We start from the raw sequence: 24,089 nt of genomic DNA on the forward strand, positions 1-24,089 counted from the left end.
GGGGGCGTTGAACCCGTGAAGTGAGGGAAGGACTGAGCCGTGCCCGAGACCAGCGGACCGACCGGACGTACTCCGGAGACGCATGTCATCGACTTCCGTGCCGCCGAGCAGCTGCTCGCCGCGCGCGACCCGCGGGGCGCGGTGAAGCTGCTCGACCCGGTGATCGCCGCGCATCCCGAGAACACCGCGGCCCGCCTGCTGCGCGCGCGTGCCTTCTTCGCCGCCGCGCAACTGCGGCCCGCCGAGCTGGAGTTCACGATGGTGCTGGAGCGCGAACCGGACAACGCGTTCGCGCACTTCGCGCTCGCCCGCACCTATGAGCGCCAGCTCCGCCCCGAGCAGGCCAAGCGGCACTTCAGACTGGCGGCGGCGCTCGATCCGAAACCGCAGTACCTGGAAGCCGCGCGCTTCGACTCCTAGGGCGAGTCGCAGGGTTCCGGGGCCGGGCCGCGGGGCCCTGGAATCCGCGGGTCCCCGGACCCGGACGAGACCCAGCGGGTGGCGTACGAGATCCACCGGTGGGCGGGCGGGGCCTACAGGTGGTGGTGCTCCGGCGGCCGGTACGGCGGGATGTCGCGGCTCGGCTGGTAGTGCGGGCCCTGATGGATGTGCCACAGGATCACGGTCATGTCCACGGTGGCGACGATCCACAGCACACCGCAGGCGGCGGCCCACCCGGGCCGTCCGGCCAGCGCGAACGCGGCCGTTCCGAAGATCGCCCAGACCAGGCCCCAGGCACTCAGCCAGAAGCGCATCCGCAGCGCACTGCGCGCTGTCGTGGGTTCACTGCCTGTACGCATCGGGATCACCGTTCCCGGACCACCGTTCCTACTGGAAAACGTACTCTCGTCGTGCACGTTCACCAAAGGGACGGCGGCCGGACCGACGGGGGAGGCGACAGTGCTGCTGGACGCGCTGCGGGCGGACGCGAGGCTCGCCGAGTGGCTGAGAGACCTGGAGAGCGAGGCCGCGCCCCGGACGGTGGCGGTGCTTCCGGACGCGGACGAGCTGGCGGACATCCTGCTCGACCTGTCCGTGGCCCATGAACACGTCAACGAGCTCGTCGCCCTGCGCTCCCGGCTCGCCGCGGACCCGGAGGCGATGACGCTGCTCACGCGGTGCGTCGCCCGCTTCGTACGGGACATGGGGGAGATCGGAAAGGGATGGGAACCGCCCGCGTTCCCCGCCTCGACCGGGTCGCTCGGGCGCTGCTTCCACCTGTACGTCTTCGTCGCGGCACTCCCGTACGTCCGCGCGTACCACCGCGGTCGCGGCATCCCCGACGACGTGTCCCGGCGCACCCTCGCCGACCTCGGGCGGCAGGTGGCGGTGCACCGCCGACGGCTCGGCACGCCGGGTCTGCTGTTCCCCTGGTGGATCGCCCTGCACTTCCACGGTGAGCTGTTCCAGCTGGGCCGGCTGCAGTTCCAGCGGGCCCGGCTCGGTCAGCGCACCGGCCGCGCCGTCGCGGCGGCGGGCCTCGGCTCCGGACCGGGCGATCCCTGTCTGAGCGTGCACATAGCCGACTTCCGCGGACCGCTGACGCCCGCCGCCTGCGACCGCTCGCTCGCCCTGGCACGGGAGTTCTTCGCCCGGCACTACCCCGACGAGCGCTACGAGGTGGCGGAGTGCCACTCCTGGCTGCTGGATCCGCAGCTCGGGCGGTACCTGCCGCCGGACTCGAACATCATGCGCTTCCAGGAACGTTTCCGCGTCGCGTACCAGGAGACGACCCCGGACGACGGGGTGCCCGTCGGGTTCGTCTTCGGCGATCCCGAACTGCCGACCCGGGACCTGCCGCGGCGCAGCGCCGTGGAGCGGGCGGTGGGGGACCATCTCCGCGGCGGCGGGCACTGGTACGTCGGGCACGGCTGGTTCGCGCTGCAACCCCCCTCGAACGAGTGAGGGGGGCGCAGGAACGAGGCGACGCGGGCTGCCCGTTGGACGGGTATGAGCACGGAAACGCGTGAAGGACATGCGTGCGGGCCCCAGGCGGCGCCCGGCCCGGGGCGGCGGAGCCGGCGGTCCGGTCGGACCCGGCCCACGGCGATGAGTTCCGCACGCGCGTCCGGTCTACCCCTGCGACAGCACCTCGCACCGCTTCGCACAGGAGACCCCATGTCCGAGACCACCGTCCCCGCCACCCCGGCCACCGTCCCCGCCTCCGCCGCCCCGTCGCGCTCCCGCCTCCTCCGTGGCCGGGGCGCACGGATTCCGCTGGGCGCCCTGCAGATCCTGCTCGGTCTCTTCTACGTGTTCGCGAGCGCCCTGCCCAAGCTCCTCGCGAACCCGTCGGCGGCCGAGGCCTTCGACAAGCTCGGCTGGGGCAGCACGGGCATGTACATCATCGGCACGCTCGAACTCGCCGGTGGCGTGGCCCTGTTGATCCCGCTGCTGTCCTCGGTGGCGGCGGTGGCGCTCAGCGCGCTGATGGTCGGCGCCTTCATCGTGAACGTCACGGCGGTGCACGGACCGTACGTGGCGACCCCGCTCATCCTGATCGTGCCGCTCGCGCTGATCGCGTGGGCCCGCAGGAGTCACAACGCCGAGCTGGTCCGGCTGGTCCGACGACGGGCGTGACCGCTGTACGCCGTCGCGGGCTCCCCGGCAGTGACGGGGAGCCCGCGACGACGTCGGCGGACGGAGGACCGGACACTGGCGCGTCCGGCGTCCGGCGTCCGGCGTCCGGCGTCCGGCGTCCGGCGTCCGGCGTCCGGTCACGGGTGGCCGGCGCCTGGCGAGGGGCCGGGTGCCGGTCCCCAGGGCCCCGGGACCGGTGGCGCCGGCCGGGTGTCAGGGGGCCTCGGGACCGCCGAGACCCCGGAGGCGCTCCAGCTCGCGGCGGTCGCGCTTGGTCGGGCGCCCCGCGCCCCGGTCGCGGACACCCGCCGGGGCGACGGACTCGCGCGGCGGGGGCGGCGGACTGTTGTCCACGTAGCACTCGGCCGCGACAGGCGGCCCGACCCGCTTGCGGATCACGCGCTTCACCACCACGATCCGCTCCCGGCCCCCGTGCCGCAGGCGGACCTCGTCGCCCACGCGCACCGCGTACGCGGGCTTGACGCGCTCGCCGTTCACCCGGACATGACCGCCCCGGCACGCGGTCGCGCCCATCGAGCGGGTCTTGACCAGACGTACGGACCAGATCCAGCTGTCGACGCGCACGCTCTCGCCACCCGCCGGACGCGCGGCCACGGCGGCGGCCACCGCGTCACCGGAGCCCGTCGCGCCGTCGTCCGCGCTCTTCTTCTCGTCGTCCCGTTCGACGTCCGCACCCTCAGAAGCCATGCCCCGACTCTAGAAGACGTCGCCCGGCCGGGCCGCATTTCCGTCACAGGGGCCCACCCTCGACGCCGGGAACGCTGCCGCCCGGTCGTACGGTGGGGGCATGGACAGAGGCCGGACGGACAGCGGCGATCACACGGATCTCACAGGTGGCGGAGGCCTCAGGGCCCCGGCAGGTCCCGCCGGCCCGGCCGATCCCGCCGCGTCCGCGGACCTGGCGGACCTGGCGGACCTGGCGGACCTGGACGAACGGATCACCGGGTGCCGCGCCTGTCCGAGGCTGGTGGACTGGCGCGAGGAGGTGGCCCGCACCAGACGTGCCGCCTTCGCCGACCAGACGTACTGGGGCCGCCCTGTCCCGGGCTTCGGTCCGCCCGACGCCTCCCTGCTGATCATCGGTCTGGCGCCCGCCGCGCACGGCGCCAACCGCACCGGCCGCATGTTCACGGGGGACCGCTCGGGAGACGTGCTCTACGCGGCGCTGCACGAGGTGGGACTGGCCTCCCGGGGGACGGCCGTGAGCGCGGACGACGGGCTGTCCCTGCACGGCGTACGGATCACCTCGCCCGTGCGCTGCGCCCCGCCCGCCAACAAGCCCACCCCCGAGGAGCGGGACACCTGCCGGCCCTGGCTGGTGCGCGAGCTGGAACTGCTGCGGCCGTCCCTCCGCGCGGTCGTCGTCCTCGGCGCCTTCGGCTGGCAGGCCGCGCTGCCCGCCTTCGCCCGGGCGGGCTGGGAGGTGCCGCGCCCCCGCCCGGCGTTCGCGCACGGCACCCGGGTCACCCTCACGTCACCGGCGCGGCTCGACCTCTTCGGATGCTTCCACGTCAGCCAGCGGAACACGTTCACCGGACGGCTGACCCCCGCCATGCTGCGGGAGGTGCTGCGCACGGCGGCCTCGGCGGCGGGGCTGACCACACGGCCGTAGGACGGTTAGTCTCCCGCGATGGGCCTGTATCCGGAGATCGAACCGTACGACCAGGGAATGCTCGACGTCGGGGACGGCAACCGCGTCCACTGGGAGGTCTGCGGGAACCCGGACGGGAAGCCCGCGCTGATGCTGCACGGCGGTCCGGGATCCGGCTGCGGACCCTGGTTCCGGCGCTACTGCGACCCGGCCAAGTACCGGATCGTGCTGCTCGACCAGCGTGGCAGCGGACGCTCCACCCCGCACGCGAGCGCCCACGGCACCGACATGAGCGTCAACACGACCGCACACGTGATCGGGGACCTGGAACTGCTGCGACGCCACCTGGGCGTCGAGCGGTGGCTGGTGTGGGGGGTGTCGTGGGGCTCGGTGCTCGGGCTGCGCTACGCGCAGACGTGTCCGGACGTCGTCTCCGAGCTGGTGCTGACCGCGGTGGCCACCGGCTCGAACCCCGAGGCGGCCCTCCTGACCCGGGGCCTCGGGAAGATCTTTCCCGAGGCCTTCGAGCGGTTCCTCGCCCAACTGCCCGAAGGCGAGCGGGCGGGCAATCTCGCGGCCGCCTACAACCGGCTGCTCGAATCGCCGGACGCCGAGGTACGGGCACGGGCGGCGCGGGCCTGGACGGACTGGGAGACGGCGATCGTGCCGGCGCCGCCGCGCTCCGTGCAGCGGTACGAGGACGCCAGGTTCCGTATGGGGTTCGCCCGGACCGTCACGCACTACTTCGGCAACGACCACTTCCTGGGCGAGGGGAACGACGAGGGCGTGGTGCTCCGGGACGCTCCGCTGCTGAAGGGGATCCCCGGCACCCTCGTGCAGGGCAGCCTCGACTTCGGGAACCTGCTGGGCGTCGTCTGGCGGCTCCACCAGGCCTGGCCCGACGGCGAGTTGATCGTCGTTGACGACGTGGGGCACACCATGGGAGCGACCGGGGTGGTCGACGCGCTGGTGGCGGCGACGGACAAGTACGCCCCGCGCTGAGCGGGTTGCGCGCCCACTGCGCGTCCCTCGCCCACCCCGGCACCTGTGCCGGCCGTGACATCGTCGCTCACCCCCGTTCCTCCGCCGGCCGGGGTTCCTCCTCGCCGCCGAAGAGCTGCCGCACCGTCGAGCGGTAGTTGGTCCGTACGTGGGTCAGGGCGTGGGCGCGGGCGCGCTCCGGGTCGCCGGAGGCGATGGCCTCGTACAACTCGCGGTGTTCGAGCAGGAGTTGCGTCCACTCCTCGTTCTGCCGGGTGAGCCAGCGCAGTCGGCCGGCGACCGGTTCCAGGACGGAGACCAGCAGACTGTTGTCCGCCATCGCCAGAATCCGTTCGTGGAGGCGGCTGTTGATGTCGGTGATGACCTCGGCGTCCCCGGCCTCGGTGGCCACGGCCGCGCGGTCGAGGAGTTCCTCGACCTCCGCCAGATCCCGCGGCGTCGCCCGTGCCGCGGCGAGCCCGGCCGCGTAGACCTCCAACGCCTCACGCAGCTCGAAGAGTTCGGCGACGTCCGTCGGGGTGAGCCGGCGCACCACCGCGCGGCGCGGAGTCTCGAAGTGCACGAAGCCCTCGGCGACGAGTGCGCGGATCGCCTCGCGCACGGGAACCCGGGAGACCCCGAAGCGCTCGGCGAGTTCGCGCTCGACCAGGCGGTCGCCGGGGCGCAGCCGCCCCGCGATGATCTCCTGCCGCAGCTCGGCCAGGACGCGTTCACGGACCGCGCCCAGGGGTTCGATCTTCGTCATGGGCTCATCTTCGCCGACTCGGTGGGTGTTTTACGGAGCTGTAACGGCACGGACATCGGTCAGAACGCTTGACGGCGGGACCATGTCAGCAGTTTGGTATACCAAACGTGACCGGTAAGGCTGCCCGCACCCCCGAACGCGTCTTCTGACGGTGAATCCGACCGCAAGGCGCCATCTGCCCTCCGTCCCCTTGCCCATGGAGGCCCCGTGTCCCTCGCCGACCGTGCCGAAGCCACCGGCACGCCCGCGTTCGTGCCCGACCCCCGGCTGGTCAACGAAGACCTCGCGCCCGCAGAGAAGCGCAACTGGAAGGTCTTCGACCTCTTCGCCATGTGGATGTCCGACGTCCACAACCTCGGCAACTACACCTTCGCGGCGGGCCTGCTCGTCCTCGGCATGAACGTCTGGCAGATCTTCACGTCTCTGCTGGTCGGTTTCGTGATCATCTATGCCGGCATGAACCTGATGGGCCGCGTCGGCCAGCGCACCGGCGTGCCCTTCCCCGTCGTCAGCCGCATCAGCTTCGGTGTGTGGGGCGCCAACATCCCCGCGCTGATCAGGGCCGTCATCGCCATCATGTGGTACGGCATCCAGACCTATCTGGCGTCGGTCGCCGTCAACGTCATGCTCCTCGCGGCCTGGCCGGGCCTGGTGTCGTGGACCCATCACTCCTTCCTCGGTCTGGACGCGCTCGGCTGGACGTCCTTCCTCTCGCTGTGGGTGATCCAGGCGCTCATCATCAGCCGGGGCATGGAGTCGGTCCGCAGGTTCCAGGACTTCTGCGGCCCCGCCATCTGGGTCGTCATGATCGCGCTGGCCGTCTGGGTCCTCGCCAAGGCCGGCTGGAGCATCTCGCTCACCTCGACCCCGCACCCGGTCCCGGTGGGGGAGCAGTGGCGGCAGTGGTTCGGCGCGGTCGGTCTGATCCTGGCCACGTACGGCACGCTGATGCTCAACTTCTGCGACTTCTCACGGTTCGCGCCCAGCTACAGGACGGTCAGGCGCGGCAACTTCTGGGGTCTGCCGATCAACTCCACGGCCTTCGTGATCGTCTCGGTCATCGTCACGGCCGGCTCCATCGAGGCGTTCGGCGAGGCCATCACCGACCCCGCGGAACTCGTCGCCAAGGTCGGCAACACCTGGGTCATGGTGCTGGGCGCGCTGACCTTCGCCGTCGCCACCATGGGCGTCAACATCGTCGCCAACTTCGTGTCGCCGGCGTACGACCTGGCGAACGTCTGGCCGCAGAAGATCACGTTCAGGGTCGGCGGCATGATCAGCACGGTCGCCGCGCTGGTCGTGACCCCCTGGAACCTCTTCTCCAACCCCACCGTCGTCAACTACTTCCTCGGCGGCCTCGGCGCCTTCCTGGGCCCGCTGTTCGGCGTGATCATGCTGGACTACTACTGGCTCAGGCGCGGTCGAGTCGACGTGGACCAGCTCTTCGACGCGCGGCCCGGATCGCCGTACTACTACCGCAAGGGTGTCAACCCCAAGGCCCTGTGGGCGTTCCTCCCGGCGGCGGCGGTCGCCGCGGTCCTGGCCCTGGTGAAGACGTTCAGCGACGTGGCCCCGTACTCCTGGTTCATCGGGACCGCGCTGGCCGCGGGCCTGTACATGGCCCTGTGCCGGACCGAGCGCCGTGCCGTCGACCACACCGTCACCGAGCCCGTGGAGGTCTGAGCGGCGTGCGCATCGTCGTCACCAACTGCAACACGACGCAGGGGATGACCGAGGAGATCGTGCGAGGTGCCCGGGCCGCCGCAGGCCCGGGCACCACCGTGCTCGGTCTCACCCCCGCGTGGGGACCCGAGTCCGCGGAGGGCTGGCTCGACAGCTATCTCTCGGCTGCCGCCGTCCTCGACACCCTGCGCACGTACGAGGGCCCGTACGACGCCGTGGTCATGGCCGGTTTCGGGGAGCACGGTCGTGAGGGCGCGCGCGAACTGGTGAACGTTCCCGTCGTGGACATCACCGAGGCCGCCGCCCATCTCGCCTGTCTGCTAGGCCGCCGCTACGGCGTCGTCACCACGCTGGAACGCTCGCGCGGCCAGATCGAGGACAGCCTGTACGCGGCCGGTGTCGCCCAGCACTGCGCCGCCGTCGTCGGCACGGGCCTCGGCGTCCTCGACCTCGGCGACGCCCAGCGCACGGAGGCGGCCTTCGTACGCGCCGCCGAGCGCGCCCGCGAGGCCGGGGCCGAGGTCCTGGTCCTCGGCTGCGCGGGCATGACCGGACTGCAACGGGCGGTGGGCGAGAAGCTGGGCCTGCCGGTCGTCGACGGGGTCGCCGCGGCGGTCAAACTGGCGGAGTCCCTGGTGTCCTTGGGGCTGACGACGAGCCGGGCGGGGGGTTACGCGCGGCCGCTGCCGAAGCGGCGGGAGTGGGGGCGGCGGGGGAAAGAGGGTCCGGCGGCAGGCTGACGGCCTCTCACGGAAGAGCGAAGCCAAGGGCCCGCGCAGCCAGGTGGGGAGCCCTGTCGTGAAACAGGCGCAGGCCCTGGCACCCAGGTGCGCAGGGGACGGTTCGACTTCTTGGCGCGGATATGCCGCAGTGGGAAACGACTCCAAAGAGTTCAGAGACAACACTGAAGGTCGGGCAGCGCCGGGGCTGGAAATCCCGTCCCGGTAACCGCCTTTCACCCCACCAGACGTGCGGCCCCATCCGAGGTTGTCGCGATCCGCGAAGAATTCCGCGCACCCAAGATCATTTGAAGACCATTGCCCGGGCGACCCGGGATTCCGAGGCGGCGGAGTGACGCAAGGCTTGCTGTGGCGGTGATCCCCGATGCGATAGAACGGACGTTCAACGCCCTGCGTCGCAGGGCCTGTTCACGGGGAGTGGATGCGTGTGGTGTGGGCGCCGGACCTCAAGGTCATAGCCGAGGGCATGGTCAAGGCGTCCATGGGAATGGTCACCACGGTGATGCCCGGCGCCCGGGACACCGCCATCGCGCTCTTTCACGAACTGGACCGGCAGCACGGCATGGCCGGGGACGACGACGCGGGTCACGCGTTTGCGAAGGTGTACAAGTCGGCCGCCGCCACGACCCTCGACAAGATGGGCTTCAGCTCTTACGTCATGGGCGAGACCGGCAAAGGGCTGATGCGCAACGCCCGTGAGTTCATGGCGCGCGAGAGCCACATCGCCTCCGAGATCCTCAAGAAGCAGGTCGATCTCACGCCGGGAATGGGCGACCCGGGGGCGGACTGTACGGAGAGCTTCCTCGGCCTGGGACAGGAGCTTCCCGAGGTCGTCGGCGACACTGCCTGGTACGACCAGTACGCGCCCGGCGGCATGAGTGACCGCTTCCGAGGATCCCCCGAGAAGCTGCGAGATGTCGCCGGCTCCTGGCGTGCCGGCGGGAAGATGATGGTGCGTTTCCTGGAGGACGCCCAGGCTTACGCGCACACAGCCGACAAAGCCCACTCCGGTGAGGCCGCCGACGCGTTCCGCCGTTACTTCGCCGGGTTCGTCGGCTTCGCCGCCCCGCCGGACCAGGCCCAGCAGGACGAGACCCTCGTGGCGAACCTCGCGGCGGCCTGCAGCCAGCTGGCCAAGGCATGCGATCAGTACGCCGACCACGTCGAGTCGGCGAAGAAACGCATCCAGCAAAATGACATGGATCCGTTCCATATCGACGCGCCGTGGAACTCGCCCATGTTCGGTGGAAACGGCGACGACGGCGGGCTCAAGGACGCGGTGCTGAACGATCCCTGGATACACCACCTCGGGGACGTTGCCCACGCCCTGGACGAGTCCGAAAAACGTGTCAGGCTTCCGAACGGGTCGGACAGTCCGCCAGGCATTCCCGGGCTGCCACTGCTCCCGATACCGGCTCCCATACCTGTACCGATCGTGCTCGCCTCGTATCGCGGCCAGGCCCCCGGCATTCTGCCGATGGGCAACAAGGTCGACCCGTCGATCCCCGCCCAGGACCCCATCCCGCCCCAGCCGGGCACCACCCGCATCCTCGGCCCGTCCGAACAGCCGCAGTTCCGGACCTGGCTCAACTCCCTCAACACCGGCGGCTTCGCGGGCGGCGGCGGCCCCACCAACCCGGACAACGCCTACCAGCTGCGCGTGGCGGGCTATCCGGAGCGGGAAGTTCCCCTCGAAGGACGCAATCGAGGTTTGATGGTCGACGGCATACGCCCTGCGGACGGCTATCTGGTCGAGGCCAAGCACGTACGCGACCCGGATTGCAAGAAGCGGAGCTTCCGCAGCATCGAACGGGTCAACGAGACACTTGCCAAGCCGGTGAAGGTCGACGCCACGGGCAACCCCAAGTGGGACCCGGTCATCGATTCCATGTACGGCGACGACAGCCGCGAGCTCACCCGCTATCAAAAGGCCATGGCCAACCCGGCGAACTCCGAGATACGCGGGCTTGAGATCGTGACCAACGGCCAGGACAACGCGGTCTACTGGGAGTCGATGATCGCCATGAACGGCGTCACCGGCTCCGCACGGTACGTACCTTGAGATCGAGGATTCCAGTGACAGCGCAGCGCAACGTCAGGACCACCTTCGGCTTCTACCCGCCGGAGAACAACGAGGCCGCCTGGCAATCCAACCTGGACACCTTCATGGGAGCGCTTGAGCGTGGCTTCCCCGACGCGGTCCTGGAGACTCGTGTGGAGCCCCTGCGCGGAATGAGCGTGGTGGACTTCGACATCGAGGTGGCACCGGAGGTCTGGGTCACGGGCAGCGCGGCGATGCCTTCCCCCGACTACGCCTACATCACCCTCGGCAGCGTAACCGCCGAGGAGGCGGCACTCTTCGCCGTGTGGCTGCGCGACTCCTACGTCCCCTCGCCGGCCAGCGTGCGCTTCATCAGCAGCGCGGCGATGGAGAACGGCGACGAGACCCCGGAGCAGCTGCCCGCTGTCGGGAGTGCGGCCGAGGTGGAGGCCGTACTGCGCGGCCACTTGGTGGCGGCGGGGGCCGTGTAACCGACCTCGACGGTCACGCCGACTCGTCCGTACGAGCACGGGGTGACCGCTCATCGGGCATGGCGTGATCCGTCCTCTGCCAGGCGCCTGAGTCCGATGCGATTCTGCTTGATGAGGCGCGCCAGAGCGGTACCCACTCTTGGATGCGTATCTCGCTTCCAGGCCGTGGCGGTTCACGAGCGGGAGGACATGGGTCCTGACACCGGATCGGCCCGCCTTCTCGCCGTGGGCGATGCGGGCAGGTCCCTGCGCGACACCTTCACCGTGACCCGGGAGGAGGGGGTGTGGCACCGGGCCTTCTTCACGCATCAGCCGCAGGGGAAGGGCAAGGAGTCCTCCTCGACCGACAAGCCCGCCTCCTGACACCGGCGGAGCAGCCTCCCCGTGCCGTGTTCAGGCCGTGGCCCCCGAAACGGGGAGGCGCAGTTCGGCCCACACCGTCTTGCCGGGTGCGGTGGGGCGTGGGGCGACGCCCCAGTCGTCGGCGAGGGCGTCGACGAGGAGGAGACCGCGGCCCGACTCGCCGTACGGGCCGGGCGTTCCCCGGATCGGGAGCTTCTCGGCACGGGTGTCGGCGACTTCGACCCGGAGCACGCCCCCGCTCTCCATGAGGCGGAGACCGAAGTCGCGGCCGGTCACGTGGCCATGGCGGACGGCGTTCGCGGTGAGCTCCGCCGCGATGAGAGTGACCGTCTCGTTGGCGGGTGAGGCGTAGGGGTGGCCCCACGCGTGCAGACGGTGGGAGACGAGACGCCGGGCAAGTCGTGCGCCGCGTGGGGTGGAAGTGAACCGCATGGCGAACTCGTGTACGCACGCCACGCGTTGTGGCATAGGCCCTTGTGGGGGAGTTGTGGGCTTCATGACGTCAACGGTCGTGGCGCGTGCGTAGCTTTGAACAGGCATGACGCGCTGACAGCCGCCGCTTGTACGCGAGGGCTGCGCGGTTGTACGCGGAGTGGGGCGTGACCGGCCTCCCGTACGGCGCGTTGGTCGCGGGAACGATTGCGGTGGTACGTACGGAGGGTGCCGGGCGTGGAGGAACAGCAGGCCGAGGCCGCGGGCGAGCACGAGTTCGGGGCCGGGATTCTGCACGTGTTCGGACGTCAGCTGAAGCTGTGCCGGGAGCGCGCGGAGCTGGACCGGGCCGAGTTGGGGACGCGGACGGGGTACTCGGCGTCGACGATCGCCTCCTTCGAGCAGGGGAGGCGCATTCCTCCGCCGAGATTCATCGACACGGCTGACGAAGTACTGGACGCGGGCGGAGTGTTGAAGGCGGGGAAGGGAGAGGTGGCTCGGGCGCAGTATCCGGCGTTCTTCAGGGACGCGGCCCGGTTGGAGGAGCACGCGGTCGAGCTTCACGTGTACGCGAACCAGGCGGTCCCCGGCCTCTTGCAGACGGAGGAGTACGCGCGAGCTGTGTTCACGATGCGGCGCCCTCTGCTTGACGAGGAGATCGTCGAACAGCGTGTCGGAGCGCGCCTGGTCAGGCAAGAGACCTTCTCCCGGGTGCCGTTGCCCACCATCAGCTTCGTCATCGAGGAGTCCGTCCTGCGGCGTCCGCTGGGCGGCAGGGCCGTGATGCGGGGCCAGTTGGAGCAGATGTTGCTGCACGGTCATCGACGTAACGTCGAGATCCAGGTGATGCCCACGGAACGAGAAGACCACGCCGGACTGGCGGGCCCGTTCACCTTGATCGAGACAGGGGAAGGGCGGAGGATCGCCTATGCGGAGGTGCACAAGGACAGTCGCCTCTACACGGAGCGGCAATCGGTCCGGGAGCTCGAAGAGCAGTACGGGATTCTGCGCGCCGAGGCACTTTCTCCGCGCGAGTCGCTGGCCTTCATCGAGAAGTTGCTAGGGGAGAGATGAGCGTCGTGAACCCTGCCGGGAACGTACCCGAGTCGGCATGGAGCAAGAGCAGCTACAGCAGCGGCGAAGGCGGAGAATGCGTCGAGGTCGCGTCCTGGTCCGGCGTCACGTACGTCCGAGACTCAAAAAACAGGACCAGCCCCGCGCTGAGCGTCACCCCCACCGCCTGGACCGAGTTCATAGGCTTCGCGGCCGGGGACCGGGACGCGGGCGCCGAATAACCCTTCGAAAAGGTCCCGTTGTCACTGCTACCGTCACCGACGTGGCGAAACTCAATCAGATCATCGCAGTGGAGAAGGGCGTCAAGTCCAAGTCCCATCAGGACCTGACGGCAGCCCATCACGGGCTGCAGAAGCCCGCGTTGCTGGCCGGTATCTCGCGGACCTACCAGCCGAAGGACGAGGAGGGCGAGCAGCTGCCGCCCGAGTCCACGCGGGTGCAGGTGCAGGCCGAGGACGTGCTCCGGGACACCGCGGGGACGCTCACGCGGCTGTTCGATGTGACCGCCACCAAGGACTGGGCCAACTGCGCGGCCCGGGCGGACGTGAAGGTGGACGGCCGGGTGCTCGTCGCCGACGTGCCCGTCTCCTACCTGCTGTTCCTCGAGAAGCAGCTCACCGACATCAACACCTTCGTCAGGAAGCTGCCGGTTCTCGACGCCTCCGAGTCCTGGGTGCAGGACCCCTCCACCGACGCGTGGAAGACCGAGCCCGTCCGCACGCTGCGGACGAAGAAGGTCCCGCGCAACCACGTGAAGGCCGAGGCCACCGAGAAGCACCCCGCGCAGGTCGAGGTGTACTACGAGGACATCCCCGTCGGGTACTGGACGACCGTGAAGTTCTCCGGCGCCCTGCCCGCCCGACGCGTGAACGAACTCCTCGACCGCGTCGAGAAGTTGCAGCAGGCCGTCAAGTTCGCCCGCGAGGAGGCGAACGGCGTGGACGTCGTCGACCAGCGCGTCGGGGACTCCGTTTTCGGCTACCTGTTCGGGTAGCCTCTGAATCTCCCCGGCCACCACGCACCACGGCCGGGGTGCGCGAGGAGCGCAAGCTGAACCTGAAGCTTGTCGTGAATGCACGGTTCCAGTGGAGGTTCGAGTCCTCCCCGCGGCACCCAACGGCACTCCCCACAGTGCCCACGCGCCGCGGTAGCCCAAATCGGCAGAGGCAGACCGTGATCAATCTCAGACTCTTGCTCCAGACTCAGCATTCGCCGCCGATCGCCGGATCGACCGGGCCCAGGCCCCGGGACGCCGAAATGCCGGTTCAAGTCCGGTCCGCGCAGCTCGATGCGTGGTGGTCCAAAGGCAGGACGCGGCGACATAACGACTGACCTGGGTCCTCAAGTGTGCCGGCGTGTGACATGGGTGGCATCACAGGGTCCGGGGGCCGGCTACGCCCTCGGACCCGCTTCCCGTTCCCGGAACCGTTGCCCCTTCCTGAGCCGAATCCCGTCCCCGGACCACTTCCCGTCCCCGGACCGCTTCCCGCCCCCGGATGCTTTCCCGTCACGGCACCGGGAGTTGCGTTCATAAAGAACGCCGTTCTCCCGCAAAGCGTCACATCGTCGAAACGCCCGCGCCCCTTTCCGTCCGGGCAGGCGATCTACCCTGGTCCGTACAGAGCCCGGCCGATGTCGCCCGAAGGCACCCCGCCCTCGCCCGACTGGAGCCCCGTGTCCCGCCTCAGCGCCGCCGTACCGCCCTGGCTCGCCCACGCCCTGCGCACGCAGCGGGGACCCGTGCCCTGGAGCGCGGTCGTACGAGGTGCCCTGGCCGCCGGCCCCCTCCTGCTCGTGGCCGTCCTGAGCGGCCGTACCTCCGCGGGCGTCGTCGCGGCCCTCGGCGCGATGCTCGCCGGGATCAACGACCGGCCGGGCAGCCGTCGGGCCGCGGTCGGGCGGCTCGGTGCGCCGGCGCTCGCGGGAGCCGGTGGGCTGCTCGTGGGGTCGTACGCGGGACAGCACGTCGGGGCGGTGACGCTCACCCTTCTTCTCACAGGGCTCGGGCTGACCGCCGGAGCCGTCAGTGCTGTCGGCCCCGTCGCGAGCGGAGCGGGGACGCAACTGCTGGTCGCCTCCGCCATCGGGGCCGGCATGCCGCTGCCCGAGCCCGGATGGCAGCGGGCGATCCTCTTCCTCGGCGGGGCAGGCTGGCTGCTCGCGCTGCGGCTCGCCCTGCCCACGCCCGGAGCCACCGCAGGCGACTACCGGTTCGACGGAGAGCGGGACGCCGTCGGCGCCGTGTACGAGGCGGTCGCCGCGCTGCTCGAAGCGGCCGGGGGACCGGACGCGCCCCGCCGCAGAGTCGCGCTCACCGCCGCACTCGATCACGCCCAGGACGCCCTCGACGGACCCCGGCTGCGACGCCGCGCCGGTCCCGCGGCCGAGCGGCGGCTGCACGACCAGTACGCCGCCGCACTTCCGCTCGCCGAGGCCGCGACCGCCCTCGCCTGGGCGGGCGACCCGGTACCCGCGCGCGCCGTGCAGGGGCCACGTCGTCTCGCCGTCGCCGTGCGCACCGGCACGCACACCGGCGCGCTGCCAGCTCCCGCCCGCTCCGCACCCGCCCTGCGCGCCCTCGACGACGCGCTGCTGCACGCCGCCGACGCCTTCGACCGAGGAGACCAGGGAGACCCGGGAGTGCGGGGAGCGTGGGGAGGCCGCTGCGGCCGGGAAGACCCGCGCGGCGCCGGACAGCGCCCGCACCTCCGGCGCCGAACCACCATGTCCCTCGTGCGCACCGCCTTCGGTTCCGGCGGACGCGAGTACGGCCTGCGCGTCGGCCTCTGCTTCGGCGCCGGCGTGGCCGTCGCCCAGGCCCTCCACCACACCCGCTGGTACGGCAGTCATCCCCACTGGTACTGGCTTCCCGCCACCGCCGTCTTCCTCGTCAAGCCCGATCTCGGGCCGCTCGCCTCGCGGGTGATCTGCCGGGCCGCGGGGACCGTGCTGGGCGCTGTCGCCTTCGCCGGCTTCGCCGCGCTGCTGCCGAGGCCGGCCGGGCTGGTCGCCCTGGTGGCCGTGTGCGGCGCCCTGATCCCCGTCGCCACCCGGCACTTCGCCGCGCAGACCGCCGTCGTCACCGTCCTGGTGCTCAGCCTCGTCATGGTGGGAGGAGAGCCGCAGGCCTCCTGGAACCGGATCGGCGAGACACTGCTGGCCTGCGCGATCGTGCTGCTCGTCGGGCATCTCCCGGCGCTCGGGCAGCGCGGGGGAGGCGTACGGGCTCGGCTCGCACGCGCCGCCGAGGCCGCGCACGCCTACCTCACCCATGTCCTGGACGACGGCACGACGGACGACCGGACGGGCCGCTGGGCGCTGCGCCGCGAGGCCTACCGCTCGCTCGCGGAGGCCCGCGCCGTGATCGACGTCGCCGCCGCGGAGCTCCCCGCCCTGGCCCGGCACGCCGAGGGCACGGACGAGGTCGCGGCCACCCTCGAACGGCTGGTCGACACCACCACCGCCTGCGCCGTACAGCTCGACGACACGGGACGGCTCACCCCCCGACACACCGGACGGGTCGCCGAACTCCTCGACGAACTCGACGGACTCGCCGAAGGACGGGCGGACAGAAAAATCTTGCTGGTTCGCCGATGAGTTCCGTCCCCGCGTCCGGTCACCACACCGAAGGCACCGTTCGGTAGGAGGGACACATGACGCTTCCGCGGATCGTCTCGCGCGAGGAGTGGCGCACCGCGCGCGAGGAACTGCTGGTCAGGGAGAAGGCCGCCACGCGCGCGCGGGACGCGCTGGCCGCGGAGCGGCGCGGGCTGCCCATGGTCGAGATCGACAAGGAGTACGTGTTCGAGAGCGGCGACGGGAAGGCGACGCTGCTCGACCTCTTCGCGGGGCGCCACCAACTCGTGGTCTACCACTTCATGTTCGCGCCGGAGTGGGATGCGGGCTGCCGCAGCTGCTCGGCCTTCCTCGACCAGATCGGACATCTCGCCCATCTGCGCGCCCGCGGCACCGAGTTCGCCGCCGTCTCCCGGGCGCCGTACACGAAGATCCTGCCGTTCAAGGCCCGTATGGGCTGGACGCTGCCCTGGTACTCGTCCCGCGAGAGCGATTTCAACTACGACTTCCAGGCGTCCTTCGGGGGCGACGAGCCCTACGAGCGGCCGGGGGTGAGCTGTTTCCTGCGGGAGCGCGAGCGGGTGTTCCACACGTACTCGACGTACGAGCGCGGCCTCGACGGGCTCGGCTCCACGACCACGCTGCTGGACCTCACCGCGCTCGGACGGCAGGAGGAGTGGGAGGTGCCCGCAGGACGGGCGTCCGCGCTCGGGGCGCCGGCGGGCAGCGAACGGATCCGGTACCACGACGAGTACGAGGACTGAGCCGGGTACGTGAGCCGGACCGAGATCGAGGGCCGGACCGAGGACGAGGGCCGGACCGAGGACGAGGGCCGGACCGAGGACGAGGACCGGACCGAGGACGAGGACCGAGCCGAGTACAAGAACTGACAGGAAACGTGCGCGGAAGGAGAGCTCTCTCACACCATGCGGTGAACAGGTGTCGGCTACGTCTCAGTACCGTCACTGGGCGAGCCCTTCACCCTGCCTGTGGCGTTTAACTCTATGAGTCGCTCAACTTTTGAAGTACAGCGCTGCATGGAGGTACAGGGTGAACGGGCGAATGGTGCTGGAGCGCTTTCCCGCCGGCGGACCACGCGGTTCGTGGCCCGCCGAGGAGTTCGCGCACGCGTGCCGCCTGGAGGGGCAGGCCGCGGAGGTCGTCATGGACCTCACCTCGGACGCGTTCCTGGTGATCGTGCGCGGCGGGGAACTCGTCGAGTAGCGTTCCGCGCCGGATCAACCCGCCTTCGGTGCGGGCACCTTCGAGGTGAACTGCTCCGCCTGCAGCGAGTACAGCTCGGCGTAGACGCCGCCCGAGGCGAGCAGTTCGTCGGGGCTGCCGGACTCCACGAGACGGCCCTGTTCGAGTACGTGCACAAGATCGGCGTGGCGGACCGAGGCCAGCCGGTGCGTGATGAGGATGACCGTCTGCCCGCTGCCCGCCAGCGCCCGGATCTTCTCGAACACCTCCAGCTCGGCCCGGGCGTCGAGGGCCGCGGTGGGCTCGTCGACGATCAGGATGCGGCCGCGGCGGTACGCGGCCCGCGCGATGCCCAGACGCTGCCACTGCCCGCCCGACAGCTCGTGTCCGCCGCTGAAGCCCCGGGCGAGGAGCGTGTCCAGGCCGCGGGGCAGATCGGCGACCACGTCCTCGGCACCGGCCTCCGCGACCGACGAGGCGACACGCTCGTCGGTCAGCGGGGCCGAGGCCCGTCCGACCGCGACGTTGACGCGGGCCGTGAACGGCCACCGCTTGAAGTCCTGCGCCACCATCGCGATGCGCCCGGCCAGTTGCTGCCGGTCGACGGTCGCCACGTCGACGTCGTCCCACAGGATCCGGCCCCGCTCGGGCGCGTAGAGGCCCGCGAGCAGCTTCACCAGGGTCGTCTTGCCGGAACCGTTCTCGCCGACCAGCGCCACGATCCGGCCCAGCGGCAGCCGGAGGGTGACATCCGCGAGCGCGGGCCGGGTCGACGCGCCCGGATAGGTGAACGTGACGTTCTCGAAGCGGATTTCGCTCGGATCCTCGGGGAGCGGATCGCCGCCCACCGGTATCGCACGCTCGGCAGCCTCGACGTACAGCCGCTGCAAATCGCCCACGAACAGGGCCTCCTCGTGCAGGGAGTTGACCTCGAGGACGAGGGTGTCGAGGCTCGCGGAGCCGGTGCGGATCGCGAGCACGGCCGTCCCCGCCACCGAGAGCGCCATCGCACCGCTGACCAGCAGTGCGCCGAGGGTCGCGTACGTCGCCACCGTGGCCAGCCCCGTCCAGGCCGCCGCGATCAGGCCGGTACGGGCGGAGAGGCGTGCCAGCCGGGCCTGTTCCGCCTCGGCGGTCTCCGACATCGAGCGGAAGTGGCGCAGCAGGAACGGGCCGACACCGTGCACGCGGATCTCCGGAGCCGCCTCGGGCTCGGTCAGCAGGTTGCTGATCAGATGGCCGGCACGGGCGTGCTGCACCCAGGTGTGGAAGGACTCGTAGCGGCGCCGGGCGATGGTCAGGGAGCTCCAGGCGCTCGGCAGGGTCATCGTCACGAGCAGCGGCAACAGGGCGGGGTGCAGCACGGTCAGCACGCCCGCGGCCGCGATCAGGGAGATCATCGCGTTCACGACGCGGGTGGCGATCGCGATCATGCGCCGGGCCGACGAGGCACCGTACTGCGCGGTGTCCAGCAGCTTGTGGAAGGCGTCGTCCTCGATCGCGGACAACTCCACGGCCGCGGCGCGTTCCAGATAGAGCTCGGTCGCCACCCGCTCCACCTTGGGTTCCAGACGTCCGGTGGCGTAGGTGGAGGCCGCCCGCAGCAGCGCGGAGAGCAGCATCACGACGGCGACCGTGACCAGCGCCGGCAGGGCTCCGCGCAGCCGGTCCTGGACCGGGCCGCTCGTCACCAGTCTGCCCAGCACGTTGTTGACGGCCAGCAGGCTCACCGCCTGCGCCGCACCCCGGGCCAGCTCGGCGACGAGCACGATACGGGCGGCGCGGCGGTCCGCGGTCCAGGCGAGCCGGAAGCTGGAGGCGAGCAACGCCGGCAGCCGCGTCACCATCGCGCGGAAGTTCAACTCCAGGAACGCGTCCGAGTGCTGGGACCACCCCATGTCGTAGCGCAGGGGGCCGCCGAAGAGCAGGCGTTCGGATGCGGAGGGCGCCGTCTTGCCGTCGTCACGCCTCTTCCTCGGAGCCGCTTCCCGCGCCGACCCCTGTTCGGTGTCCGGCGTGGCGTCCGGTGCCCCCTCGCGCGCCGACCCCTGTTCGGTGTCCGGCGCGGCTTCCCGCGGTGCCTTCCCTGCGGATTCGGGCGGTGCTTCCCGTACCGATCCGGGTGGAGCCTCCCGTGCGGCGACGGGCGGTACGGCCTGTGCCGATACGGGCGGTGCTTCCCGTGCGGCTTCCCGATCTGCTTCTTCTGCTGCTTCGGGGGCCGATGCGTGCGTCGTCCTCTGCACCGGCTCTCCTGCCGAACTCCCCACCATGGGCCTCCCCGGGTACGGACGAACGGTGCCCTCCCCAGGAACGCGGTCCTTCACGCACGGCGGCAACGGGGCATGGGCGGCGACCGGCGCACTTCGGACCCGCCCGGGAGCCCTGGTCGCGGCGGTCTACGCGCTGATCGGGCGCGACCAGACAGGCGTCGTCCCCGTGATCCGGCACAGGGCCAGATAGAGGGGGATCGGCGGGGTGTACGGCAGGGTGCCGTGCGGTCGGTGGATGAGTCCGGGGGCGAGCGGCGCGTCCGGTACGACCGCGCCGGTGGCGTAGTGGGCGGGCGCGGGCCAGTCCAGGGCCACATCGGACTCGGAAGGCACGAGCCACCACCACTGCGCGCTGTCGGCGTACACACAACCCACGCGGGGCAGCCGCGACAGCAGCAGGGGGCCGAAGGGGGCGGGTACGGCCACCGCGTCGCACCCCAGCGGCACGGCCATTCCCTCGGGTACGGGGAGACGTCTGACGGCTCCGGACGCTGCCCGCGCGCGCTTCAGGCGGACCAGCGTGTCCAGGCCCAGGACCTGAGTGGCGGGTCCTGCGGCTGACGTACCCCTCACAGCCATTCGGTCCCCGTGCCCCACGACGTTTCCGTCCCGGTGGTCCACGACGCTTCCGTCCCCGTCCCCGTCCCCGTGCCCCGCGAGGCTTCCGTTCCGGTGCCCCGCCCTTCGGACGGCGGCTTCTTCGCGGTCCAGCCGAGGTCGGACCGGGCCGGTTCGGCGGCCGCCGAGGGGCAGCGCGGCAGGTCGGCCCAGACCAGCAGCCCCGGCCCGGTGTCCTGGGCGCCCCAGGCCCGGCACATGGCCGCGACGAGCGGCAGGCCCCGGCCGCGCTCCTCGTCGGGGCGCTGTGCCGAGGGGCGCGGCTCGCCCGGAGCGCAGCCCTCGTCCCGTACGGCTATCCGCACCAGGTCGTCGTTGTCGTGCAGTTCGCACACCACCCGCCGGCTCGCGCTGTGCAGGATGGCGTTGGTGACCAGCTCGGACACGACGAGGACAGCCGTGTCACAGGTGTCGTCGGACAGGGCCCAACCGGCGAGCCGGGCACGCGTCAGCTGCCGCGCCTGAGCGACGGAAGCCGGGTGTGCGGCCAGCTCGAAGCGGAACCGGCGCCCGCGGGCCGCGCGCGAGCGCAGCCCTGCGATGGCACGGAGACCGGAACGGTCTTCGGCGGTGTCTGTTCCTAAAGGCGCGGACGGAGTCACGCTTGCCACTATCGCCCCGCCGTGCACACTTGGCAAGTGTCACTCTGAAAAATGCAGAGTGCCGTGTGACTCCGAGAAGGGCCGTGGCACACTGCAGGCAACAGCACGCCGAGCGGCGCCAGTTGGGATCGTCGAAGCAGACGGACGGAACCCGGACGGCGCCGCCCGTTCTGTCAGGACTTGGTGTCCGGCCCGCGAGCGGAGTCGTTCGGGGCTCAGGGTCGTTCAGGACTCACAGGACTTCAGTGGAGGTGGGACGTGAGCGAACCGCGGTCCGCGCCGACGGTCGGTCAGGTCGTCCTCGGCCGACGCCTGCTGGACCTGCGCGAACGCGCGGGCCTCAAGCGTGAGGAGGCCGCGCGCATCCTGCGCGTCGCGCCCGCCACGGTCCGCCGGATGGAGATGGCCGAGGTCTCCCTCAAGATCCCGTACCTCCAGCTGCTGCTGAAGTCGTACGGGGTCTCCGACGAGGAGGCCGAGGCCTTCGTCCAACTGGCGGAGGAGGCCAACCGGCCCGGCTGGTGGCAGCGCTTCCACGACATCCTGCCGGGCTGGTTCTCGATGTACGTCAGCCTGGAGGGCGCGGCCACCCTCATCCGGTCGTACGAACCCCACTTCGTCCCCGGCATTCTGCAGACCGAGGAGTACGCCCGTGGCGTCCTGAAGGCGGGCGCCGTGGGCCAGACCAGACCCGAGGACATCGAGCGCCATGTGGCGCTGCGTATGCAACGCCAGGATCTGCTCGTCCGTGAGGGCGCACCCCGGATCTGGGCCGTGATGGACGAGACGGCCCTGCGCCGCCCCGTCGGCGGCCCCGAGGTGATGCGCGCCCAGGTCGACAAACTGATCGAGTCCACGAAGCTGCCCAACGTCACGCTCCAGGTCGTCCCGTTCTCCACGGGGCCGCACGCCGGCACGTACGGGCCCTTCGTGCTGTTTCGCTTTGCCATGCCGGAGCTCCCGGACATGGTCTACAGCGAGTACCTGACCGGCGCCGTCTATCTGGACGAGCGTTCCGAGGTGGCGACCCACCTCGAGGTCATGGACCGCATGGCGGCTCAGGCCGCGACGGCACATCGCACGAAGGAGATCCTCCTGGATCTCCGCAAGGAGTTGTGAATGGACAACATCAAGCAGCGGATGCGCAACGAGCGGATCTACAACGGAATGCCGGCCCGTGAACTAGGCAGCGAGGGCTGGCACAAGCCCTGGAGCGGAGGCAACGGCGGCAACTGCCTGGAAGCGATGAAACTCGCCGACGGACGGATCGCGGTGCGCCAGTCGGCGGACCCGGACGGACCCGCTCTGATCTACACGCCCGGTGAGATGACCGCGTTCATCCAGGGAGCCAAGGAAGGGGTGGCGGACTTCCTTCTTTCCTGAACCTTTTCTTCCCGGCTCTGTTCTCCCCCGACCCTTCCGCTCCGCCGGTCCTTTTCATCTCGTCTGGTCCCCTTGCCCTCCTCTTGAGCTCCGTTGAATGCTGTTGAACTCCCCTAAAACAGTGCTGAATGAACACCCATCGTCGATACGGGAAGAATCCGGAGGTGCGCCGCAGAACTCGGAAGCACGACAGTGCGGGGCGTGGTCGTCCCGGTGACGGCGGACGCGGTCACCCGGGTGGCAGCGCCTCGCACAACGCCTCCAAGGCAGCCCCGTACGCGTGTTCCGAAGGCGTCGCGTACCCCACCACCAATCCGTCCGCCGCGGGCATCGTCGCCCGTGGGTGGCGGAACTCGGCGAGACCGTCCAGCGCGACGCCCTGCCACGTCGCGGCCTTGACCGCCGACCGCTCGGTCCCGGGCGGCAGTCTCAGCACCGCGTGCAGGCCGGCCGCGATCCCGGTGACCTCGACGTGCGGGGCCCGCTCGGCGAGCGCCGCGACGAGCCGGTCGCGCCGGGTCCGGTACCGCTGCCGCATACGGCGCACATGACGGTCGTACGACCCGGAGGCGAGGAAGTCCGCGAGCGTCAACTGGTCCAGGGCACTCGCCCACGCCTCCCGCTCGCCCTTGGCCGCGAGGACGGCGTCGACGTACCGCTCCGGAAGGACCATCCAGCCGAGCCGCAGGGCGGGCGACAGGCTCTTGCTGACCGAGCCGATGTGGACGACCCGCTCCGGGTCCATTCCCTGCAGGGCGCCGACTGGCCTGCGGTCATAGCGGAACTCACCGTCGTAGTCGTCCTCGAGGATCAGTCCGCCGCGCGCGCGTGCCCAGTCGACCACCGCGGCCCGCCGCGCCGGATGCAGCGGGCCGCCGGTCGGGAACTGGTGGGCCGGCGTGAGCAGTACGGCCCGCTCCCGGTCCAGTTCGCCCACCTGGGCGCCGTCCTCGTCCAGGGCCAGCGGCACGGTCCGTACGGACGCGGCGGTCAGCACCTCGCGGTGGAAGGCGAGACCGTACGACTCGACGGCCAGCGGCCCGCGCAGGACCTGCGGGAACAGCAGCCGCAGAGCGTGCGCGAAGCCGGAGCAGACCACGATCCGATCCGGCTCGGCGCGCACGCCGCGCGTCCGTGTCAGGTATGCGGCGAGGGCCTCGCGCAGCTCGCGCCGACCCGCAGGATCGCCCGGCCCGAAGGCCTCGTTGGGCGCCTGCTGGAGGGCCCGGCGGTACGAGGCGAGCCAGGCCGAACGCGGGAACGACGACGCGTCCGGAGTGCCCTGCCGCAGATCATGCCGGGGGCCCCGGGCGGGTACGGGTGCCTTCTTCGGTACGCGCCCGGCGGCGCCCGGCGCCGCGGTGTTCCCCCACTGTCCCAAGGGCGTGGCGACCCGGGTGCCGGAGCCCTGGCGGGCGGTCAGCCAGCCCTCGGCGACGAGCTCGGCGTACGCGTCGGCGACGGTGTTGCGCGCCATGCCCAGGTCGGCGGCGAGCGAGCGGTACGGCGGCAGTCGCGTGCCCGGCGCCAGCCTTCCGCCGCGCACGGCGTCGCGCAGCGCCCGGATCAGGGCGGCCCGGCGTCCGCCCGGCCCGGACAGCTCCAAGTGCAGGTCGGCGCCGATCCGTTCCGCAGAATTGACCCATGATTCCGCCATGGGAATGAACCCTA

Annotated in this window: 26 protein-coding genes; 18 read left to right on the forward strand and 8 right to left on the reverse strand. The window is 71.0% G+C overall.

Annotated features, from left to right (window positions below):
- Positions 1-39: 39 nt before the first annotated feature.
- The gene (locus OG199_RS30745) at positions 40-420 is read left to right on the forward strand and encodes a tetratricopeptide repeat protein (protein ID WP_405832203.1); all 381 of its coding nucleotides are present in this window, start codon (positions 40-42) and stop codon (positions 418-420) included.
- Between the two features lie 113 nt (positions 421-533).
- Here the strand turns inward: OG199_RS30745 and OG199_RS30750 are convergent, their stop codons facing one another.
- Positions 534-800, reverse strand: a complete 267-nt coding sequence (locus OG199_RS30750) for a DUF6343 family protein (protein WP_356808972.1) — start codon at positions 798-800, stop codon at positions 534-536.
- 100 nt (positions 801-900) lie between these two features.
- Between OG199_RS30750 and OG199_RS30755 the strand changes: the two genes are divergently transcribed.
- Both OG199_RS30755 and OG199_RS30760 read left to right on the forward strand, forming a co-directional pair.
- Positions 901-1,905 carry an acyltransferase domain-containing protein gene (locus OG199_RS30755; protein ID WP_405832205.1) on the forward strand — a complete coding sequence of 335 codons (1,005 nt, stop codon included), beginning with the start codon at positions 901-903 and terminating at the stop codon, positions 1,903-1,905.
- Between the two features lie 213 nt (positions 1,906-2,118).
- The gene (locus tag OG199_RS30760) at positions 2,119-2,580 is read left to right on the forward strand and encodes a DoxX family protein (RefSeq protein ID WP_401798543.1); all 462 of its coding nucleotides are present in this window, start codon (positions 2,119-2,121) and stop codon (positions 2,578-2,580) included.
- A gap of 213 nt (positions 2,581-2,793) precedes the next feature.
- On the opposite strand, the gene OG199_RS30765 is transcribed toward OG199_RS30760, so the two are convergent.
- A complete protein-coding gene (locus tag OG199_RS30765) occupies positions 2,794-3,288 on the reverse strand; it encodes an RNA-binding S4 domain-containing protein (protein WP_401798541.1) in 495 nt (164 codons plus the stop codon).
- A gap of 100 nt (positions 3,289-3,388) precedes the next feature.
- On the opposite strand from OG199_RS30765, the gene OG199_RS30770 reads away from it, so the two are divergent.
- Positions 3,389-4,213: a uracil-DNA glycosylase gene (locus OG199_RS30770; RefSeq protein ID WP_405832208.1), complete on the forward strand. Its 825-nt coding sequence runs from the start codon at positions 3,389-3,391 to the stop codon at positions 4,211-4,213.
- An 18-nt stretch (positions 4,214-4,231) separates the two neighbouring features.
- A complete protein-coding gene (pip, locus tag OG199_RS30775) occupies positions 4,232-5,194 on the forward strand; it encodes a prolyl aminopeptidase (RefSeq protein ID WP_405832210.1) in 963 nt (320 codons plus the stop codon).
- Between the two features lie 67 nt (positions 5,195-5,261).
- On the opposite strand, the gene OG199_RS30780 is transcribed toward pip, so the two are convergent.
- A complete protein-coding gene (locus OG199_RS30780; protein WP_356808098.1) occupies positions 5,262-5,939 on the reverse strand; it encodes a GntR family transcriptional regulator in 678 nt (225 codons plus the stop codon).
- Positions 5,940-6,146: 207 nt separating this feature from the next.
- Here OG199_RS30780 and OG199_RS30785 point away from each other — a divergent pair, with 207 nt between their 5' ends.
- From OG199_RS30785 to OG199_RS30805, 5 genes are all read left to right on the forward strand, one after another.
- Positions 6,147-7,622: an NCS1 family nucleobase:cation symporter-1 gene (locus OG199_RS30785; RefSeq protein ID WP_405832212.1), complete on the forward strand. Its 1,476-nt coding sequence runs from the start codon at positions 6,147-6,149 to the stop codon at positions 7,620-7,622.
- 5 nt (positions 7,623-7,627) lie between these two features.
- Positions 7,628-8,362 carry an aspartate/glutamate racemase family protein gene (locus OG199_RS30790; protein ID WP_405832213.1) on the forward strand — a complete coding sequence of 245 codons (735 nt, stop codon included), beginning with the start codon at positions 7,628-7,630 and terminating at the stop codon, positions 8,360-8,362.
- 421 nt (positions 8,363-8,783) lie between these two features.
- Positions 8,784-10,424 (forward strand): restriction endonuclease fold toxin-2 domain-containing protein, encoded by a 1,641-nt coding sequence (locus OG199_RS30795; RefSeq protein ID WP_405832215.1) that lies wholly within the window; start codon positions 8,784-8,786, stop codon positions 10,422-10,424.
- 14 nt (positions 10,425-10,438) lie between these two features.
- The gene (locus OG199_RS30800) at positions 10,439-10,894 is read left to right on the forward strand and encodes a hypothetical protein (RefSeq protein ID WP_356808106.1); all 456 of its coding nucleotides are present in this window, start codon (positions 10,439-10,441) and stop codon (positions 10,892-10,894) included.
- Positions 10,895-11,083: 189 nt separating this feature from the next.
- Positions 11,084-11,257, forward strand: a complete 174-nt coding sequence (locus OG199_RS30805) for a hypothetical protein (protein WP_356808108.1) — start codon at positions 11,084-11,086, stop codon at positions 11,255-11,257.
- Between the two features lie 30 nt (positions 11,258-11,287).
- On the opposite strand, the gene OG199_RS30810 is transcribed toward OG199_RS30805, so the two are convergent.
- On the reverse strand, positions 11,288-11,689 hold the full coding sequence (locus OG199_RS30810) for an ATP-binding protein (protein WP_405832217.1): 402 nt from the start codon (positions 11,687-11,689) through the stop codon (positions 11,288-11,290).
- A gap of 237 nt (positions 11,690-11,926) precedes the next feature.
- Between OG199_RS30810 and OG199_RS30815 the strand changes: the two genes are divergently transcribed.
- The 6 genes from OG199_RS30815 (at position 11,927) to OG199_RS30840 (ending at position 17,563) form a co-directional block, all read left to right on the forward strand.
- Positions 11,927-12,763, forward strand: coding sequence for a helix-turn-helix domain-containing protein (locus tag OG199_RS30815; RefSeq protein WP_405832219.1), 837 nt, complete (start codon positions 11,927-11,929; stop codon positions 12,761-12,763).
- Positions 12,760-12,984, forward strand: coding sequence for a DUF397 domain-containing protein (locus tag OG199_RS30820; RefSeq protein WP_405832220.1), 225 nt, complete (start codon positions 12,760-12,762; stop codon positions 12,982-12,984). Before OG199_RS30815 ends, OG199_RS30820 begins: the two co-directional genes overlap by 4 nt.
- Before the next feature lie 41 nt (positions 12,985-13,025).
- Positions 13,026-13,757 carry a hypothetical protein gene (locus tag OG199_RS30825; RefSeq protein ID WP_153291175.1) on the forward strand — a complete coding sequence of 244 codons (732 nt, stop codon included), beginning with the start codon at positions 13,026-13,028 and terminating at the stop codon, positions 13,755-13,757.
- Positions 13,758-14,437: 680 nt separating this feature from the next.
- Positions 14,438-16,360, forward strand: coding sequence for an FUSC family protein (locus OG199_RS30830; RefSeq protein WP_405832222.1), 1,923 nt, complete (start codon positions 14,438-14,440; stop codon positions 16,358-16,360).
- Between the two features lie 56 nt (positions 16,361-16,416).
- Positions 16,417-17,103, forward strand: coding sequence for a DUF899 domain-containing protein (locus OG199_RS30835; protein ID WP_356803365.1), 687 nt, complete (start codon positions 16,417-16,419; stop codon positions 17,101-17,103).
- A 286-nt stretch (positions 17,104-17,389) separates the two neighbouring features.
- Positions 17,390-17,563, forward strand: coding sequence for a hypothetical protein (locus tag OG199_RS30840; protein WP_405832224.1), 174 nt, complete (start codon positions 17,390-17,392; stop codon positions 17,561-17,563).
- Positions 17,564-17,577: 14 nt separating this feature from the next.
- On the opposite strand, the gene OG199_RS30845 is transcribed toward OG199_RS30840, so the two are convergent.
- The 3 genes from OG199_RS30845 to OG199_RS30855 all read right to left on the reverse strand — a co-directional run bounded on the left by OG199_RS30845 (position 17,578) and on the right by OG199_RS30855 (position 21,044).
- Positions 17,578-19,440 (reverse strand): ABC transporter ATP-binding protein, encoded by a 1,863-nt coding sequence (locus OG199_RS30845; RefSeq protein WP_356803373.1) that lies wholly within the window; start codon positions 19,438-19,440, stop codon positions 17,578-17,580.
- A gap of 501 nt (positions 19,441-19,941) precedes the next feature.
- Positions 19,942-20,394, reverse strand: a complete 453-nt coding sequence (locus OG199_RS30850; RefSeq protein ID WP_401798520.1) for a hypothetical protein — start codon at positions 20,392-20,394, stop codon at positions 19,942-19,944.
- Positions 20,385-21,044: an ATP-binding protein gene (locus OG199_RS30855; protein WP_405832226.1), complete on the reverse strand. Its 660-nt coding sequence runs from the start codon at positions 21,042-21,044 to the stop codon at positions 20,385-20,387. Before OG199_RS30855 ends, OG199_RS30850 begins: the two co-directional genes overlap by 10 nt.
- Before the next feature lie 249 nt (positions 21,045-21,293).
- Between OG199_RS30855 and OG199_RS30860 the strand changes: the two genes are divergently transcribed.
- Entirely contained in the window at positions 21,294-22,154 is an 861-nt protein-coding gene (locus tag OG199_RS30860) for a helix-turn-helix transcriptional regulator (RefSeq protein ID WP_401798517.1), read from the forward strand.
- Positions 22,155-22,418 (forward strand): DUF397 domain-containing protein, encoded by a 264-nt coding sequence (locus tag OG199_RS30865; RefSeq protein WP_148013473.1) that lies wholly within the window; start codon positions 22,155-22,157, stop codon positions 22,416-22,418. It begins immediately after the preceding gene.
- Between the two features lie 229 nt (positions 22,419-22,647).
- Here the strand turns inward: OG199_RS30865 and OG199_RS30870 are convergent, their stop codons facing one another.
- Complete coding sequence (locus tag OG199_RS30870) at positions 22,648-24,075, reverse strand: PLP-dependent aminotransferase family protein (protein ID WP_405832228.1); 1,428 nt, start codon at positions 24,073-24,075, stop codon at positions 22,648-22,650.
- Positions 24,076-24,089 lie beyond the last annotated feature (14 nt).

This window comes from Streptomyces sp. NBC_01176 (assembly GCF_045039825.1).
Lineage (GTDB): Bacteria > Actinomycetota > Actinomycetes > Streptomycetales > Streptomycetaceae > Streptomyces.